We start from the raw sequence: 16,116 nt of genomic DNA on the forward strand, positions 1-16,116 counted from the left end.
TCCCGGCCGCGCCGGCGCCGATGATGGCCAGGTCGAGGGTAGCGGGCAGGCGGTCGGTCATGGCGATCTCAACGAAGCGGGCGGCGACCTGTTGCGCCGTCCCGCCTCCGGATCAAGAGGCGGGTTGCGGCAGGGCCACGCCCTCGATCGGTTCGCCCGACAGCCACTGCGCCGCCGCCGCCTTCAGCTCGTCCAGCGTCATGGCGCGATAGTCGGACTCCCACTCGACGGCGTCGCGAAGCTTCTGTGGTTCGCGGACCGAGCCGTTCAGGACGCCGTACCACCAGCTGTTGGTCGCGCGGGTTTCCGGGATGCGGGCGAGGATGGGACCCCGGACATTGTCCAGCTCGGCCTGGGTGATCTGGCCTGCTGCGACCTCGGCGACGACGCGGCGGACCGCCTCGCGCACCCGCTCGATGTCTGCTGGAGAGGTCGCCACGCTGACGCTCAGGGAGCCGTCGTCGCCGCCGTCCTCGAACCGTGTGCCGACGCCGGGGCTGTAGGTCGCGCCGAGCGTCTCGCGGACCTCGTCGCGGATACGGTTCTGCAGCACGCCCCGCACCAGCTCCAGCGCGCGTTGCTCGCGCCGCCGGGAGGCGTCGCCGACGAACAGGGGCCAGGTCGCCGTGAACATCGCCTGATCCGCCGCGCCCTCGTGGGTCGCCTGCACCTGCGGCCGGGCATCGCCGTACCGGATCAGGTAACTGCCCGCATCGGGGCTGACGAGCGTGCGGGGCGGCAGGGCGCCGAAGGTCGCCGCGGCCTTCTCGATCATCCGCTCCTCCGAAAGGTCGCCGACGATGGTCACCTCGATCGGCGTCTCGGTCAGGATCGGGCGATAGATGCGCTCGATGTCCGCCATGGTCAGGGCGTCCATCTGCTCGCGCGGCGGCAGCAGGCGCGGATTGCCCGGCGCGAGCGCCTCGCCGACAGCCAGCGTCAGGACGTTGGCCGGGCTGGTGCGGACATTGCGATAGACGGTGTCGATCATCTGCCGACGCTGGCCGGGGAAGTCGTCGCGGAAGCCCGGATCGGTCAGCAGGGCCGTCATGGCCTGCAGCTGGAGTTCGAACTCCGCAGGGGCGACCGTGCTGAACATCTGGAAGGTGTCGTTCTGCATCCGCACGCCGACGCCGATCCGCCGCGTCGGAAACAGGTCCTGGATCTCCCGCAAACTGTGCTGGCCGAGGCCGCCCGACCAGACGAGACCGGCCCCCATCGACGCGGTCTGGAAGTCGGCGTCCGGCACGGCGTTGCGCCCGCCGCCCATCTCGACCGAGACGTTGATCTGCGACCGGGTGAACTGCACGCTCTTCACATTCAGCACCACGCCGTTCGCGAACGTCACGCGGGTGAAGCCGGGTTCGGCGATGGTCTCGCGCGAGACGATCTCGCCGGCCGGGCCGAAGTCCTCATAGGCCCAGCCGGCCAATTCCTCGTCCGCCGGACGTGGCTCGGGCGCGGGCGCCGCCATGGCCTCGGCCCAGACCGCCCGGACCTCGTCCGCCGTCGGCGGCTCGGGCATGCGCACGGCGATCAGCGGCTCGGAGCCGTTCCAGGCGCTGACGAAATCGGCCTGAACCGCCGCCGCGTCGATGCCCGCGACCACGCCGTTGTAGATCGCCGGGATGTCGCGCGGCCGAACGAACCCGCTCGGGTCCAGCCCATGGACGGGGAACAGGCCCAGCAGGCCCTGCACCAGGCTGCTGGAGTACCTGTCATCGGCCCGGCGGATGCTGGTGGAGTTGCTGCGCTTCTGAAGATCGACCAGACGCTTGATCTCCGGATCGCTGACGCCGTGGGCCTCCATCCGGCGCACCTCGGTCAGGGCGGCGGCCGTCGCGGCGCGCCAGTCGCCGTCGACCGGCGGCGTGACGTTCAGGCACACGGCGTTCGCCTCGCGTGTCCACGGCGAAATCGAGACCGACGCCCCGGCGAACGGCGCGTCGGCCCCTTGGCTCAGCAGCTGCAGACGCCGATTCAGAATCCCGGCCCAGAGCCCGCGGGTGATGTAGTGGCGACGGCGTTCGCGCGTGTCCGGGCCGAGGGTTTGCCAGGGCGACAGCCGGCACAGGCCGACCGTCGATGTCAGGTGGTTCTCGGGGTAGACCAGCACGTCCAGCGGACGCGCCGGATCCAGCGGCGTGGCCTCGGCGCGAACCATGGGCTCCGACGGGGCCCGCCAGTCGCCGAACGCCCGGCGCACCCGCGCCTCCATCTGGTTGACCGGCAAATCGCCGGCGATCACCAGAATGGCGTTGTCCGGCCGGTACCAGGCGCGGTGGAAGGCGGTCAGGGCCCCGGCGTCGATGGCGCGGATGGTCTCCGACGTCCCGATCGGCGAGCGCACCCGGCTGCGGGCGTCCGGCGCCGCAAAAGCCTGATAGGCCTCGTACCAGTCCCGCGCCGGGCCCAGACGGCCGTTGTGCTCGGCGATGATCACGCCCTGCTCGCGGGCGACCGCCTCGGGCGTCAGGGTCAGGCCGTCGCCGATGTCGCGCAGCCAGCCGAAGGCGAGGTCCAGCGACGCCGCGTCAGACCGGGGCAGCTCCAGATCGTAGGTCGTGGCGAACATCGAGGTGCTGGCGTTCTGGTCCCGCCCGAAGGCGACGCCGGCCTCGGCGAAGCGGCGCACCAGCTCGCCCTCGGGGATGCCGCGCGTGCCGTTGAAGGCCATATGCTCGAGGAAGTGGGCGATGCCCCGGTACTCGTCCGGCTCCTCATAGCTGCCGACGTCGAACCGCAGCCGGATCGACAGGCCGCCGACCGGCCGGTCGTTGCGCATCAGGGCATAGCGCAGGCCGTTGGGCAGGCGACCCTGCCGCACGGCCGGGTCGGTGCGGATGACTTCATTGGCGCGCGGGTTTCGCTGCGCCTCCGCCGGCGTGCCGACGCACAGCGCCATCGCCGCCGCGAGGGCGACCGAAACAGACCTGAAAATCACCCGACCGCCCCGACGACGCTGACAACTCTGCGGCGAACCTAGACGCCGGATTCGACTTCACCAAGAGGCGTTCGCGCCGCGGCGTCATGCATTGAAATATCACGTGCGCGGCATCGTACTTTTTGCAGGATTGATTTTTGGACGGTTCTGTCCATTTATGCGCCGCGTTCCTCCCCGAACGCTCATATGCGAGTGCGCCAGATGGCCCTGAATCCCGTTCTCAAGAAGCGCCTGCCCCTGATCGTGGCCGGCGTCGCAGCCATCGGCCTCGTCGTCGGCGGTGTGGTCTGGTGGCAGGGCAAGCAGCGGTGGGAGGCCACCGAGAACGCCTTCGTCCAGGCCGACACCACCGAGGTCAGCCCCCAGATCGACGGCTATGTCGTCGAGGTGCTGGTGCGCGACAACCAGCGGGTCGAGGCCGGTCAGGTTCTGATCCGTCTGGACGACGCCGACGCGAAGGCGAACCTCGCCCAGGCCGAGGCCAATCTGGCCGCCCTGCAGGCCGGGGTGCAGAACGTCGACGCCCGCGCCGAGCAGGAACAGGCCGTCATCGCCAGCCGCGCCGCCGCCGTCAGCCAGGCGCAGGCCCAGGCCGATCTGGCCCGCCAGCAGGTCGCCCGCTACGGCCGTCTGGCCGAGCAGGGCTGGGTGTCGCAACAGCGTATCGAGACCGAACAGGCCGGCGTCCGCACCGCACAGGCCTCCGTGGCCGAAGCCCAGGCCGCCCTCGTCGCCGAACAGCGCGCCGCCGGCGTGCTGGGCTCGACCCGCAGCCAGTCGGTCGCCTCGGTCCAGCAGGCCCAGGCCGCCGTCGACAAGGCCCGCATCGCCCTGGAGCGCACCGTGATCCGCGCGCCGGTCGCCGGCGTCGTCGGCGCCCGCGGCGTGCGCGTCGGCCAGTATGTCCGTCCGGGCGGCCAGATCCTGTCGATCGTGCCGCTGGGCGACACCTATGTGGTCGCCAACTTCAAGGAGACCCAGATGGATCGCCTGCGTCTGGGCCAGACGGTCGAGATCAGCGCCGACGCCTTCCCGGGCCAGCGCCTGACCGGCCACATCGACAGCTTCGCCCCGGCCACCGGCTCGGAGTTCGCCCTGATCCCGGTCGAGAACGCCACCGGCAACTTCACCAAGATCACCCAGCGCGTGCCCGTCCGCATCCGCGTCGACCGCACCGCCGGCGCCGCCCTGCGCCCCGGCCTGTCGGTCGAGGTCAAGGTCGACCTCAAGAGCGAGGGCGGCCTGAGCTTCGCCGAGGCCGCCGCCGCGCCCGTCCAGAACGCGGCGCTGAACTAGGCCGCCATCATGGTTGTTCTGTCCCGCCCGGCTTCCGAAGGCCGGAGAATCCGCGAAGCGGGTTCATCGCAAAGAACGCCAAGGGGTCACCAAGGACACCACGAGAGCAGAGCTCTTCGTGAACCCTTGGTGTCCTTGGTGATGAACCCCGGAACGCTAAGCCAGATGCCGGCCTGCGCCGGGGCGCTCAATCCATGACAGCCGCTCCAGTATCCGCCGCCGCCCCCACGGACGAGCCCAAGGTCAACTGGACCGTCCTGTTGCTGGGCTTCGCCGGCATGGTCATCGGCCAGTTCATGGCGATCCTGGACATCCAGATCGTCGCCAGCTCTCTGCCCCAGATCCAGGCCGGCGTCGGCGCCTCGGCCGACGAGATCAGCTGGATCCAGACCGCCTATCTGATCCCCGAGGTCGTGATGATTCCCCTGTCGGGATATCTGTCGCGGCTGTGGGGAACGCAGAAGGTCTTCCTCGCCTCCTGCACCGGCTTCCTGCTGATGAGCATTGCCGTCGGTCTGTCGCAGTCGGTCGAGCAGATGATCTTCTTCCGCGCGATCCAGGGCTTCGTCGGCGGGGCCATGATCCCGACCGTCTTCGCCGTGGCCTTTACCGCCTTCCCGCCGAAACAGCGCATCACCGCCAGCGTCATCATGGGTCTGATCGTCACGCTGGCGCCGACCGTCGGCCCGACGCTGGGCGGCCACCTGACCGAGCAGCTCAGCTGGCGATGGCTGTTCTTCATCAACGTCCCGCCGGGACTGCTGGTGCTGTTCCTGGTCGGTCGCTACGCCAACTTCGACAAGGGCGACCCGTCGCTGTCGAAAGGCTTCGACTGGTTCGGCCTGGGCCTGATGGCCGTCTTCCTGATGAGCCTGCAGTTCGTGCTGGAGGAGGGGGCGAAGAACGACTGGTTCGCCGACGACCACATCCTGCTGCTGTCCGTGGTCGTGCTGCTTACCGGCCCGGCCTTCATCTGGCGGGTGCTGACTTACTGGAATCCGATCGTCGAACTGCGGGCGTTCAAAAACCGCAACTTCCTCGTCGGCGTGGTGATGACCTTCACCGTCGGCTTCGCCCTGTTCGGCGGCACATTCCTGCTGCCGCTCTTCCTGGGCCGGGTGCGCGAGTATTCGGCGGCCGAGGTCGGCACGACCATGGTCGTCTCGGGTCTGGCCATGTTCGCCACCGGCCCCTTCGCCGGGCGTCTGGCGCGGGCGGTGGATCCGCGCGTTCTGATGTTCGGCGGCTTCATGCTGTGCGCCTGGGGCATGTGGGACGCCCATGCGGTGACCAGCGAGTGGGGCTTCTGGGAGTTCGCCGGGGTTCAGGCCCTGCGCGGCGTCGGCGTCATGCTGGCCATGATCGCCTCGCAGCAGGTGACCATGTCGACCCTGCCGCCGCACATGGTGAAGAACGCCTCGGGTCTGGTGAACCTGTTCCGCAACGTCGGCGGGGCCGTGGGTCTGGCGACCCTGAATACTTCGCTGACGACCAACACGGCCCTGCATATGAGCGAGCTGACGCAGAACATCTCCGTCACCAACGCGGGCATGCAGAACCTGCTGGCTGGCATGCAGGAGCGGTTCGCCGGCTCGGCCGATCCGGCGGGCGCGGCGATGCAGGCGGTTCATGGCATGCTGATGCGGCAGGCCACCACATTGGCCTTCGGCGACGCCTTCGCGATGCTGGCCATCGGCTGCGCCATCGCCGCCTTCATCACCCTGTTCGCCCGCCCGGTGAAGCCGCAGGCCGGCGCCCCGCCCGTGGACGCCCACTGATGCCCAGGATCGCTGGCCAGATCGACGAGACCAAGACCGAGGCCATCCTTGAGGCGGCGATGGCGCTGTTCGCCGAGAAGGGCGTCTCGACCTCGATGGACGCCATCGCCCGCAAGGCCGGCGTCTCGCGCCAGACCCTCTACAACCGCTTCCCGTCCAAGGTGGAGATCGGCCGGGCCCTCGCCGAGCGCCGCTCGGACGCCATCAGCGCGCCGCTGCGCTCGGGCGGCGATCCGCAGGCGGTCCTGACCGCCATGGCCTCCAGCCTGCTGCAGAAGATCTGCGGCGACGACGGCCGGACCTCGATGCGCGGCGTGGCCCTGATGTCGCCGACCGCCCCCGATCTGGCCCGCGCGGTCTACGACGCCGGCCCCGCGCAGGGCTTGCGCCGACTGACCGACTGGCTGGCCGAGCAGAACCGCCTCGGAACCCTGTCCGTGCCGGAGCCGGCTCTGGCCGCTGAAATGTTCGTCGGCATGACCCTCGGCCACGGCCATCTGCGCAGCGTGCTCGGCGTCCCGCATCCGGCCTTCGATCCGGAAGCCCGCGCCGCCGAAACCGCCCGCCGCTTCATCCGGGCGTTCCAGCCTTGAACCCATCCCTCCAGAAAACGCCGTCACCCTCGGGCTTGACCCGAGGGCCGGACGCAGGGCTGCGCATCCCGTAGTTCCGGCCCGCTGAACGCGCCGCATCGGCAAGGCACAGTTCGCCACGCCGTCCGGTCCTCGGGTCAAGCCCGAGGATGACGATCGTGAGTGTACGGGTTAGACCCGGCCCAACTCACGGAGACCGCCCCATGCTGATGCACCTGTCGTCCTGGCCCGAGATCGACGCGCGCCTGAAGTCCACGAAGACGGTGGTGGTGCCGATCGGTTCGAACGAGCAACATGGTCCAACCGGCCTGCTCGGCACCGACTGGCTCTGCCCCGAGATCATCGCCCATGCCGCCGAGCAGACCGACGACAGCCTGATCGTCGCCCCGACCTTCAACATCGGCATGGCCCAGCATCACCTGGCCTTCGCCGGCACCATCTCCCTGCGCCCCTCGACCTTTATGGCCGCGATCACCGACTGGGTGCATTCGCTCGGTCGTCACGGCTTCGAGCGCATCTATTTCCTGAACGGGCACGGCGGGAACATCGCCACGATCGAAGCGACCTTCAGCGAGATCTACGCCGCGCCGTCGTTCCAGGCACGCAAGTCGCGCACGATCATGAAACTGCGCAACTGGTGGGACCTGCCGGGCGTGACGCCCCTGTGCAACCGCCTGTTCCCGACCGGCCACGGCGCCCACGCCACCCCGTCCGAGATCGCCGTGACCCAGGCGGCCTATCCCGACCGCATCAAGACCGCCGACTACAGCCCGCAGATCGCGCCGAACGGGCCGATCCGCGACGCTCTGGACTATCGCGCCCGCTTCCCCGACGGCCGCATCGGCTCGGACCCGGCCCAGGCTTCACCGGAGAAGGGGCAGCAGATCATCGACCTGGCCGTCCCCGCCCTGCTGAGGGACGTGCAGGCCTTTACCGATGAGGCCTTGCCGGGGACCTGATTGAGGCCCAAGGCTTGGCGCATGACCCAGTTCGACAAAGCCATTCAGACCGGCCGCCGCCTTACGCGCGATAGCGCGCGGGCCGCCAACAGCGCCCTGTCCGGAGGCGAGATGCTTCAGGCGGCGGGCGATGTGATCAACGCCCGGCTCGAGATCATGGCCGCCGGTATGGCCGATCCGAGCAAGCTCGACCTGAAGGAAATGTCGCTGATGAGCACCGAGAAGGTGGAAGCCTTGTCGGCGTCGGCTTCCGCCATCGCGAAGACCTTCGGCGACATCGGGGGGCGCGTCAGCTCCAGCGCCATGACCGAGGCCGGCCTCGCCATGCAGGCCGCCACCTCGAGCGCCTCGGCCTCCACGCCTGCCGGCGCCCTGCAGGCCCAGTACAGTTACGCCGTCGGCTGGTGGACCCGCGCTGCCGGCCAGATGCTGACCCTCAACAGCGAACTGCTGAAAGGCCAGACCGAGGCGATGCGGCCCATCCACCGGACGGCGGTCGCCAACGCGAAGCGGCTGAAGAAGTAAGAGGAATCTCCCTCCCGCTCGCGGGAGGGACGTCGGCGCGTCAGCGTCGACAGGGTGGGAGGGGCGCGACGACTCAAGCGCTGGCCCTCCCCACCCCGTCGCTGTGCGACCACCCTCCCCCGGCGGGGGAGGGTGATTTTCAGTCCATCAACGGAACGGCGGCTCGTCGAACGCGCGGAGCTTGCGGCTGTGCAGGCGGTTGCCTTCGGCGCGCAGCAGGTCGATGGCCTGGATGCCGATCTGCAGGTGCTCGGAGATCGAGCCCTCGTAGAAGCGGTTGGCCTGCCCCGGCAGCTTGATCTCGCCGTGCAGCGGCTTGTCCGACACGCACAGCAGCGTCCCGTAGGGCACCCGGAAGCGATAGCCTTGGGCCGCGATGGTGGCGCTTTCCATGTCGATGGCGACGGCGCGGCTCTGGTTGAAGCGCAGGGCCGACTTGGAATAGCGCAGCTCCCAGTTCCGGTCGTCGGTGGTGACGACGGTGCCGGTGCGCAGGCGCTTCTTCACTTCCTCGCCCGGCGCGCCCGAGACGATCTTGGCGGCGTCGTACAAGGCGCGCTGCACCTCGGCGATCGACGGGATGGGGATGTCCGGCGGCAGCACCGCGTCCAGCACGTGGTCGTCGCGCAGATAGGCGTGGGCCAGCACATAGTCGCCAATCGTTTGCGAGGGACGCAGCCCGCCGCAGTGGCCGATCATCATCCAGGCGTGCGGACGGGTGACGGCAAGGTGGTCGCAGATCGTCTTGGCGTTCGACGGCCCCACCCCGATGTTGACCAGGGTGATGCCTGCATGGCCCGGCGCAGTCAGGTGATAGGCCGGCATCTGATGCTTCTTCCACGACGCGTCGGCGATGACGGCGTCCGGGTTCGGCGTATCGCGCGTGACCACCACCCCGCCCGAGGTGGAGAAGGTCTCGTAGATGCTGTTCGGGTCCTGCAGCTGCGCCACGGCCCAGCGCACGAACTCGTCGACGTAGCGGTTGTAGTTGGTGAACAGGATGTAGCTCTGCACATCCTCGACCGGCGTGCCGGTATAGTGACGCAGCCGGGCCAGCGAGAAGTCGGTGCGCAGGCCGTCGAACTGCGACAGCGGGAAGTCCTCGGCCGGATCGAACAGGCCGTCGGAGATCTCGTCGCCGATGTGGGCCAGGTCGGTGGTCGGGAAATAGCGGGCGATGGCCGCCGTCATCGTGGCGTCCAGCACCACGTCCGAGCCGTCCAGAACATAGGGGAAGGGGATTTCCTGTTCCGACGGCACGACATCGAAGGTCGCGCCATAGTCTTCCTGCAGCAGGTTCAGCTGTTCGGTCAGATAGGGACGGAACAGGTCCGGACGCGTGACGGTGGTCGAGTAGACGCCCTGCCGCGACAGACGGGCGTACGCGCGCGTCGCCAGATTGGCCGGACGATCGCCGAACCAGCTGATGCGGAGTTCAGGGTAGGAGAAGAGACCCGTGGCCCGCGCCTCGGCGTCGGGACGCTCGCCGGTTGCGAGGAAGGTCTTCACCGCGTCACGCAGGTTGGAGACCGATTGGGTGTAGAGGGTTTCGAGGCGGTCCAGCGCCGCCTGTGCTGTCATCGTATTTGTCATGGCCTCCCTTAACGGAAGGTCGTGACGTTGGCGAGACGGCTACGCTGAACACGCGTTACGGCGTGTGACGAACCTCGGTCAGATGCAGGACGTCGTTGCGGATCTCGAACCGCAGCGACGCCCAGCCGCCGGTGGGACAGCAATGCCCGTCCCGCTCGCGCCACAGCGGCGTCACCGCCCGCATACGCTCGAAATCGATCCGCACCCCGCTCTGGATTGTCAGCCCGTCGGCCATGTCGGCCACCTGATCCTGCCACTGGTCGGTATCGACCGGCCGCCATTCCGCATCGTCCCAGCGGTACAGGCTGTCCATCGGACTGGCCGAGGTTCCGCCGCTGGTGGCGCGAAGGATCAGCAGGGGAACGCCGTCCTCGTCCGTCACCCACTGTGGCGCCTCGTAGCGCCAGGCGCCGAAAGCCTGAAGCACCGGCCGCAGACCCGGTCCGTCCTCGCGCAGAAGGACGATCCCGCCGCCGACCCCATCCTCCGCGCTCGCCCCCTGCTGGATCTGCCAGTAGAGCCGCCCGCCGCCCGGCGCGTCGTTGAGGAAGCCGGCGGACGCCACCGCGCAGCCCTGATCCAGCTTGATCGGCAGACAGGTCCGGCCCAGCTGTTCGAAGCTCGGGCGCGGCATCGGCTCCTCCGCGGAGCCGGTCAGCAGCAACAGGGCGACGGGTGCGAGCGCGATCTTCATGGGGCCCTCCGCGCGACATGATCCATGTCGGCCGCCGCAAGACCACTGACGCCTTCTGACGTCAGCCCAGCTCGCGATGCAGGAAGGCGCTGACGTCGGCCAGCACTGGCGCCTTCTTCCGGAACAGGGGCGAGAAGGTCGCGATCAGGTCGGCGTGGTTCAGACCCGGATAGAGCTTCGCCTCGCACCGGCCGCCGACTGCGCGCATCCGGTCGCACAGGATGGTGGTGTCCTCGGCGTGGACCACGACGTCGTCCGTCCCGTGCCCAAGCCACAGCGGCGGAGCGTCGGCGCGCACGAAGGAAACCGGCTGCGTCAGGGTCGGGTCCGCCACCCGGCCGAAGGCGTTGATCGAGGCCGGCACGTCGAACGGCAGGAAGTCATAGGGACCCGCCAGTCCCGCCGCCGCCCTGATCAGGTTCGGCGCATCGACGCCCGCCATATAGCGCCGGTCCAGCGCGATCATCATGGCCAGATGTGCGCCGGCCGAATGGCCGATCACGCCCAGCCTTGCCGGATCGCCGCCGTACCGCGCCGCCAGCTTTCCGGCCTCCGCCGTCGCCGCAGCCGCGTCCTGAATGAAGGCCGGGAAGTGGACCTCCGGCACGATCCGGTAGTCCGGGACGAAGACCACGAAGCCCTGCGCCGCCAGCGCCTGAGCGGCCCAGCCGTAGACCTCGCGAGACCCCGAATCCCAGCCGCCGCCGTAAAAGAACACCAGCACCGGACGCGGGCCGTTGGCCGCCGCCGTCGGCGCGAACACGTCCATCGTCTGCCGCGCGTCGGAGCCGTAGGGCAGGCCGCGCGCGCTACGCCTGACCCCGCCATCGCGCGGTCCCAGCCCGTTCAGCAGGGCGAGAGGAGAGCAGGCGGCGGCCAGGGCGCCGAGCACGGGGACGAACAGGCCTCTTCGGGTCATGCGCCAGATACGCACGATCCGGTCGACCAGACCACGGTGCGCCGGTTTATCTCGCAGAGGAAATCAGAGCGCCGCAGTTGGCGTCCTCGGCCAGACCGGGATCGACGAAGGGCAGCAGGGCGACCAGCGGATTGATCAGCGCGCCCAGAGCTGCGCCCAGACCGACCTGACCGGCCACCTGACCGCCGTCGATGCCCACGCGCGGCGCGGTCAGCGGACCCTGCACCACGATCGGCGACCACAGACGCACCAGCCGCGCCTCCTTGGTCTCGCCGTCGATCCGCAGGTTCATCGTCTCGGCGCCGAGATCGATCGTGCCTGTCCCCTGTGCCAGCACCGGGGTGGTGTCGATGACGAAAGTCCGCGCCGTGGCCACGCCGCCGGCCACGGTGAAGTCGGCGACGGCGCAGCGGATCTCCGACGAGGACTCGTCCCCGCCCAGCAGGCGACCGAGACCCGCGGTGACATTGATGCCCAGTAGTTCGGCGAAAGCCGAGCGGATGCGGCCTTGCGGCACCACCAGGCTCATCGTGCCTTTGGAGTTGTCCGCGAAGTCGTGGATCGAGGCGCCCGGTCCTTCCAGCTGCGCCCGGCCCAGCGCTGATCCCGTCACCGTCGGCGCGCCGCCGCGGGCGGGAATGATCGATTCCAGGGGATAGCCGCGCAGGCGGAAATCGACGGCGCTGTACGGTGTGTCGCGCGTGGCGTTGATCTTCGCGGTCCCGCGCAGTTCGCCGCGATTGAAGTTGAACGCCACCGGATCGAGGTTGAGGATGCCGTCCTTCAGATCGGCGCCCAGATCGACCTGTCGGATATCCAGTTCGTTCCGCTTCACCTGCGCCGCCCGATAGCGCAGCGTCCCGTCCATGGTTCGCAGGCGTTCGACGTTCAGCGGCGCATCCGGCAGCAGCTTGCCCGGCGTGCCCGAGGTCGCGACCGTATTGCCCGCCGGCGTCACCTGCGGCCGCGCGCCGAGCACAGAGGCCAGGTCGTCGATGTCCAGCAGGCTGGAGCGCAGGTCCGCATCCACCCGACGCCGCTCGCCCGGCTTGTCTACGACCAGATCGCCCGACAGGTCCGACGAGCCCACCCGGCCGCTGAAATCGGCGAAGGTGAATTTGGCGTCGTCGCGCGTCAGGGTCCCCGACAGCCGGTAGGGTGGGGTGTTCGGCGTGGTGATTCCGGTCAGCAGATAGATGTCCGCCAGATCCTGACCCTGAAGGCTCAGGGTCGCGGTGAACTGGCCCAGGTCGAAGGGCCGCGTGATCGAACCGTCGGCCACCAGTCGCGTGCCCAACCCGGCCAGCGTTGCCTGGAAGCCGTAGGGTCGGTCGCGCCGGATGTTGATGAAGGGCCCGCCCTTCACCGTCAGGGTCAGGGGCGTGCCGTTCATGGAGCCACGACCGTCAAGCATGAAGCCGGCCTCACCATCCGTGCCCTCACGGGCGCTGATCGTGGCCTCCAGCTGGATGTCGCGCCGCTGCTCGGTCAGGGACAAGGTTCCGTCGCGGATGACCAGTCGATGGATCGGCGGCAGCTTCATGCCCTCGCCTGTGTCGGGGTCGTCGGGGTTCAGCTGCCAGCTGCGCCGGCCGTCCTCGGTGGCGATCAACACCACCTCCGGTCGGGTGATGGCGACCAGCGGCATCTCCAGCTGGCCCGCGAACAACGAGCGCAGCCTCACCGACGCCTGCAGGTCGTCGACCTTCAGCGTATCGCGCTCGCGCGCCCAGTCGGGCCCGCCGATGCGCAGCTCGCGGATCTGGGCCGAGGGGGTCCAGCTGAACAGATTCACGTCCAGATCGCCATTCAGCTCGATCTGGCGGTCGTATTTCGCCGAAGCCCAGCGCTCGATCGGTCCGCGCAGCATGTTCCAGTCGAACAGCGCGAGGAACAGAACAACGGCGAGGATCAGCACAAGAGTGACGCTCGCGGCGATCTTTTCCGCCGGACCTGGCCGGCGTGCGGCCGCGTAAACGGGGTCATTGGCGACGATCCAGTCGCGCCATGCGCCGATCCGCTGGCCAGCCGGAACCAGCGCCCGGTCCCGCACCGCCAGCCAGTTCCGATTGTCTTTCAGCGGGTTGGGCAAGCGGCGGACTCCGTGGAACTCCACAGAACGCACAACCTCCGGGAAGGCTCAGTTCCCGCCTCTCCAGCACGGGTGTAAAATTTCAGACGCCGAACTGTCGTATAATATTTACATTCGGAGAAATGCGCGCATTATTCCGTCCGGGCCCTGACCATTTCAGGAGGTTTGGAGACAGAATCCGATGCGTCGATTTTCCGCTATCGCCGGCCTCGCGATCATCGCCGGCCTGACCGCCGGCTCCGCCATCGCCGGTCCCGTCCAGAACCAGACGCGCGCCTCCGAGCGCCCTGTGCTGGTCTGCGCCACCGACGCCGCTACCCGCCGGGCCTTCACCCGCGAGCATGGCGCCGCGCCGCAGTTCATCACCGCCCGCGAGGTCCTCTCGATCCAGGGCTCGGACGCCGGCTGGACGACCCCGCGCTGCATGACCGCGCGCGAGTTCGCCCGCTACAAGGAAGCGGCCACCACCTTCGCCCGCGCCAGCTAGGGTCAGCATCGACGCCAAAGGAAAAGGGGGAGNGCCCCCTTTCTCCTGTCCGGAGACCGGCCCGATTACTGGCCGGCAGCCGGGGCCGCGTTCAGGTGCTTGTTCAGCCAGCCGAACACCTCGTTGTGCCATTGCAGGCTGTTGGCCGGACGCAGGACCCAGTGGTTCTCGTCCGGGAAGAAGACCAGACGGCTCTCGATGCCGCGACGCTGCAGCGCCGTGAAGGTCGACAGGCCCTGCGAGGTCGGGATGCGGAAGTCCAGGTCGCCCTGCACGACCAGCATCGGGTCACGCCAGTTGGCCACGTGGTGCACCGGGTTGAAGGCCTCGTAGCCTTCCGGGTTGTCGTAGTGGGTGCCGCCGTACTCCCACTCGGTGAACCACAGCTCCTCGGTGCCGTAGGCCATGCCGCGGATGTCGAACACCCCATCGTGGTTGACCAGGCATTTGAACTCGCCCGGCCATTTGCCCGCGATCCAGTTGATCATGTAGCCGCCGTAGGAGGCGCCCAGGGCGCAGGCGTTGTCGCCGTCCAGGAAGCTGTAGCGCTCCTGGGCCGCAGCCCAGCCCTTCTGCAGATCTTCCAGCGGGCGGTCGCCCCAGTGCTGGCTGATCGAGTCGGTGAAGGCCTGGCCGTAGCCGGTCGAGCCGTGGAAATCGATCATCACGACCGCATAGCCCGCGCCCGCATAGGTCGAAGGGTTCCAGCGGTAGGACCAGCTGTTGCCGAACGAGCCCTGCGGCCCGCCGTGGATCAGGAAGGCGACCGGATACTTCTGTCCCTCGACATAGTTGGCTGGCTTGATGACGTAGCCGTGCACCGTCTCGCCGTTCCAGCCCGGGAAGTTGAACTGCTCGGCCTCGCCGAAGGCCATGGCGTCCAGCTGAGGGTTCACATTGGTGATCTGGCGCGGCATCTCGCGGCCGCGGAAGGTCTTCACGAACAGCTCGCTGGGACGACGCAGGGTGTCCTGCGCGAACAGGAAGCCCGAGGGCGTCTGCTGGAAGGCCGAGACATGGCCCTCGCCGGTCAGCGGGGTCACCGTGCCGCGACGCACGTCGATGCCGAAGATGCGGGTCTGACCCACGTCGCCGGCGGTGGTGTAGAGCATCCGGCCGTCGCGCGACCATTGCAGGGTGTCGGCCGAACGGTCCCAGTCGGCGGCGATCTGGCGGGTCTCGCCCGTCGCCACGTCACGCAGGAAGATCCCGTACTTGTCGGCCTCGAAGCCCGGACGGGCCATGGCGCGCCAGGCCAGCGTCCTGCCGTCTGGCGAGAAGACCGGACCCGTGTCCCAGGCGTCGTTGGCGTCGGTCAGGTTGGTCAGTTCGCCCGGCGCCGAGATCGCAACCTGATACAGGTCGAAGTTCGTGCTCCACGGCTCGCTGTTGCCGGCGTGACGGGCCGAGAAGACCACGCCCTGGCTGTCCGGGGTGAAAACGAACTCGCTCTCGTCGCCGAACGGCTTGGACGGGGTGTCGCCGTCGAAGCCGCGCGTCAGGTGCACCGGCGCGCCCGAGCCGTCGACGTTGACCGAGAACAGGTGGTTCTGGGTGCCGTCGTTCCAGGTGTCCCAGTGGCGCACGAACATGCGGTCATAGACCTGACCCGTGGCCGGATCGTCGGCGACGGCCTTGGCGCGGTCCACGGTGCAGGCCAGGTCGGCGCAGTCCGGGAAGACCGCCAGCGACACCACCACTTTCGAGGCGTCGGGGCTGACGCGGTAGGCGTTCACGTCCAGCGGCAGGTTGGTGACCTGGGTCGCGCCCGTGCCGTCGGCCTCGGCGCGCCACACCTGGCTGGAGCCCGAGCGGCCCGACAGGAACCAGATCTTGCCGTCCGAGCCCCAGCGGGCCGTGTTGGCGCCGCCCTCGTTCAGGGCCAGTCGGCGGCCTTCGGCCGGGTTCTGCAGATCGACCAGATAGATGGCGCCCGAACGACGGTTGGCGCCCACGTCGGTGGTGGTCAGCGAATAGGTGGCCCAGCGGCCGTCCGGCGAAACCTGCGGGTCGCCCAGCCGGTTGGCCGAGATCATGTCGTTGTAGTCGAATGCCTCGCGCGCGGCGGCCTCGGCGGCGGCCGGAGCAGCCGGGGTCTGGGCCAGAGCCGGGACCGCGGTCGCCAGGGCGATGGCGGCGACGGCGCACGAAAGCAGGGAGCGGTGACGCATGGGCAGGTTCCTTTGTCTTCGGGCGTTGGCGTAGCACCGCCTTTCCGGCGACGAAAGCGGCGACG

General features: G+C 68.8%; 12 protein-coding genes. 6 read left to right on the forward strand and 6 right to left on the reverse strand.

The annotated features are described in order from the left end of the window. Positions 1-112: 112 nt before the first annotated feature. Entirely contained in the window at positions 113-2,944 is a 2,832-nt protein-coding gene (locus tag ABDZ95_RS04210) for a M16 family metallopeptidase (RefSeq protein WP_343790845.1), read from the reverse strand. A 201-nt stretch (positions 2,945-3,145) separates the two neighbouring features. Between ABDZ95_RS04210 and ABDZ95_RS04215 the strand changes: the two genes are divergently transcribed. The 5 genes from ABDZ95_RS04215 (at position 3,146) to ABDZ95_RS04235 (ending at position 8,095) form a co-directional block, all read left to right on the forward strand. After that, positions 3,146-4,240, forward strand: a complete 1,095-nt coding sequence (locus tag ABDZ95_RS04215; RefSeq protein ID WP_343790850.1) for an HlyD family secretion protein — start codon at positions 3,146-3,148, stop codon at positions 4,238-4,240. 194 nt (positions 4,241-4,434) lie between these two features. Then, on the forward strand, positions 4,435-6,018 hold the full coding sequence (locus tag ABDZ95_RS04220; protein ID WP_343790853.1) for a DHA2 family efflux MFS transporter permease subunit: 1,584 nt from the start codon (positions 4,435-4,437) through the stop codon (positions 6,016-6,018). After that, the gene (locus tag ABDZ95_RS04225; protein ID WP_343790856.1) at positions 6,018-6,611 is read left to right on the forward strand and encodes a TetR/AcrR family transcriptional regulator; all 594 of its coding nucleotides are present in this window, start codon (positions 6,018-6,020) and stop codon (positions 6,609-6,611) included. Before ABDZ95_RS04220 ends, ABDZ95_RS04225 begins: the two co-directional genes overlap by 1 nt. A 203-nt stretch (positions 6,612-6,814) precedes the next feature. Then, positions 6,815-7,570, forward strand: a complete 756-nt coding sequence (locus ABDZ95_RS04230) for a creatininase family protein (RefSeq protein ID WP_343790859.1) — start codon at positions 6,815-6,817, stop codon at positions 7,568-7,570. Positions 7,571-7,591: 21 nt separating this feature from the next. Then, positions 7,592-8,095, forward strand: a complete 504-nt coding sequence (locus tag ABDZ95_RS04235) for a phasin (protein ID WP_343790862.1) — start codon at positions 7,592-7,594, stop codon at positions 8,093-8,095. 147 nt (positions 8,096-8,242) lie between these two features. Here ABDZ95_RS04235 and ABDZ95_RS04240 read toward each other — a convergent pair whose 3' ends face one another. The 4 genes from ABDZ95_RS04240 to ABDZ95_RS04255 all read right to left on the reverse strand — a co-directional run bounded on the left by ABDZ95_RS04240 (position 8,243) and on the right by ABDZ95_RS04255 (position 13,393). Next, positions 8,243-9,688: an AMP nucleosidase gene (locus ABDZ95_RS04240; protein ID WP_343790865.1), complete on the reverse strand. Its 1,446-nt coding sequence runs from the start codon at positions 9,686-9,688 to the stop codon at positions 8,243-8,245. A 55-nt stretch (positions 9,689-9,743) separates the two neighbouring features. Then, entirely contained in the window at positions 9,744-10,382 is a 639-nt protein-coding gene (locus tag ABDZ95_RS04245) for a hypothetical protein (protein ID WP_343790868.1), read from the reverse strand. Between the two features lie 61 nt (positions 10,383-10,443). Beyond that, the gene (locus ABDZ95_RS04250; protein ID WP_343790871.1) at positions 10,444-11,301 is read right to left on the reverse strand and encodes an alpha/beta hydrolase; all 858 of its coding nucleotides are present in this window, start codon (positions 11,299-11,301) and stop codon (positions 10,444-10,446) included. A gap of 46 nt (positions 11,302-11,347) precedes the next feature. After that, positions 11,348-13,393, reverse strand: coding sequence for an AsmA family protein (locus ABDZ95_RS04255; protein ID WP_343790874.1), 2,046 nt, complete (start codon positions 13,391-13,393; stop codon positions 11,348-11,350). A gap of 181 nt (positions 13,394-13,574) precedes the next feature. Here ABDZ95_RS04255 and ABDZ95_RS04260 point away from each other — a divergent pair, with 181 nt between their 5' ends. Next, the gene (locus tag ABDZ95_RS04260) at positions 13,575-13,880 is read left to right on the forward strand and encodes a hypothetical protein (protein WP_343790877.1); all 306 of its coding nucleotides are present in this window, start codon (positions 13,575-13,577) and stop codon (positions 13,878-13,880) included. Between the two features lie 65 nt (positions 13,881-13,945). Here ABDZ95_RS04260 and ABDZ95_RS04265 read toward each other — a convergent pair whose 3' ends face one another. After that, positions 13,946-16,051, reverse strand: a complete 2,106-nt coding sequence (locus tag ABDZ95_RS04265; protein ID WP_343790880.1) for a prolyl oligopeptidase family serine peptidase — start codon at positions 16,049-16,051, stop codon at positions 13,946-13,948. Positions 16,052-16,116: the final 65 nt, after the last annotated feature.

It is taken from the genome of Brevundimonas kwangchunensis (assembly GCF_039523815.1).
GTDB classification, from domain to species: Bacteria; Pseudomonadota; Alphaproteobacteria; order Caulobacterales; family Caulobacteraceae; genus Brevundimonas; species Brevundimonas kwangchunensis.

Excerpts from the sequence above, each read along its gene's own strand:
- ABDZ95_RS04265 (WP_343790880.1), bottom strand. The coding sequence starts at position 16,051 with ATGCGTCACCGCTCCCTGCTTTCGTGCGCCGTCGCCGCCATCGCCCTG.
- ABDZ95_RS04215 (WP_343790850.1), top strand. The coding sequence starts at position 3,146 with ATGGCCCTGAATCCCGTTCTCAAGAAGCGCCTGCCCCTGATCGTGGCC.
- ABDZ95_RS04235 (WP_343790862.1), top strand. The coding sequence starts at position 7,592 with ATGACCCAGTTCGACAAAGCCATTCAGACCGGCCGCCGCCTTACGCGC.
- ABDZ95_RS04230 (WP_343790859.1), top strand. The coding sequence starts at position 6,815 with ATGCTGATGCACCTGTCGTCCTGGCCCGAGATCGACGCGCGCCTGAAG.
- ABDZ95_RS04225 (WP_343790856.1), top strand. The coding sequence starts at position 6,018 with ATGCCCAGGATCGCTGGCCAGATCGACGAGACCAAGACCGAGGCCATC.
- ABDZ95_RS04220 (WP_343790853.1), top strand. The coding sequence starts at position 4,435 with ATGACAGCCGCTCCAGTATCCGCCGCCGCCCCCACGGACGAGCCCAAG.
- ABDZ95_RS04240 (WP_343790865.1), bottom strand. The coding sequence starts at position 9,688 with ATGACAAATACGATGACAGCACAGGCGGCGCTGGACCGCCTCGAAACC.
- ABDZ95_RS04245 (WP_343790868.1), bottom strand. The coding sequence starts at position 10,382 with ATGAAGATCGCGCTCGCACCCGTCGCCCTGTTGCTGCTGACCGGCTCC.
- ABDZ95_RS04260 (WP_343790877.1), top strand. The coding sequence starts at position 13,575 with ATGCGTCGATTTTCCGCTATCGCCGGCCTCGCGATCATCGCCGGCCTG.
- ABDZ95_RS04250 (WP_343790871.1), bottom strand. The coding sequence starts at position 11,301 with ATGACCCGAAGAGGCCTGTTCGTCCCCGTGCTCGGCGCCCTGGCCGCC.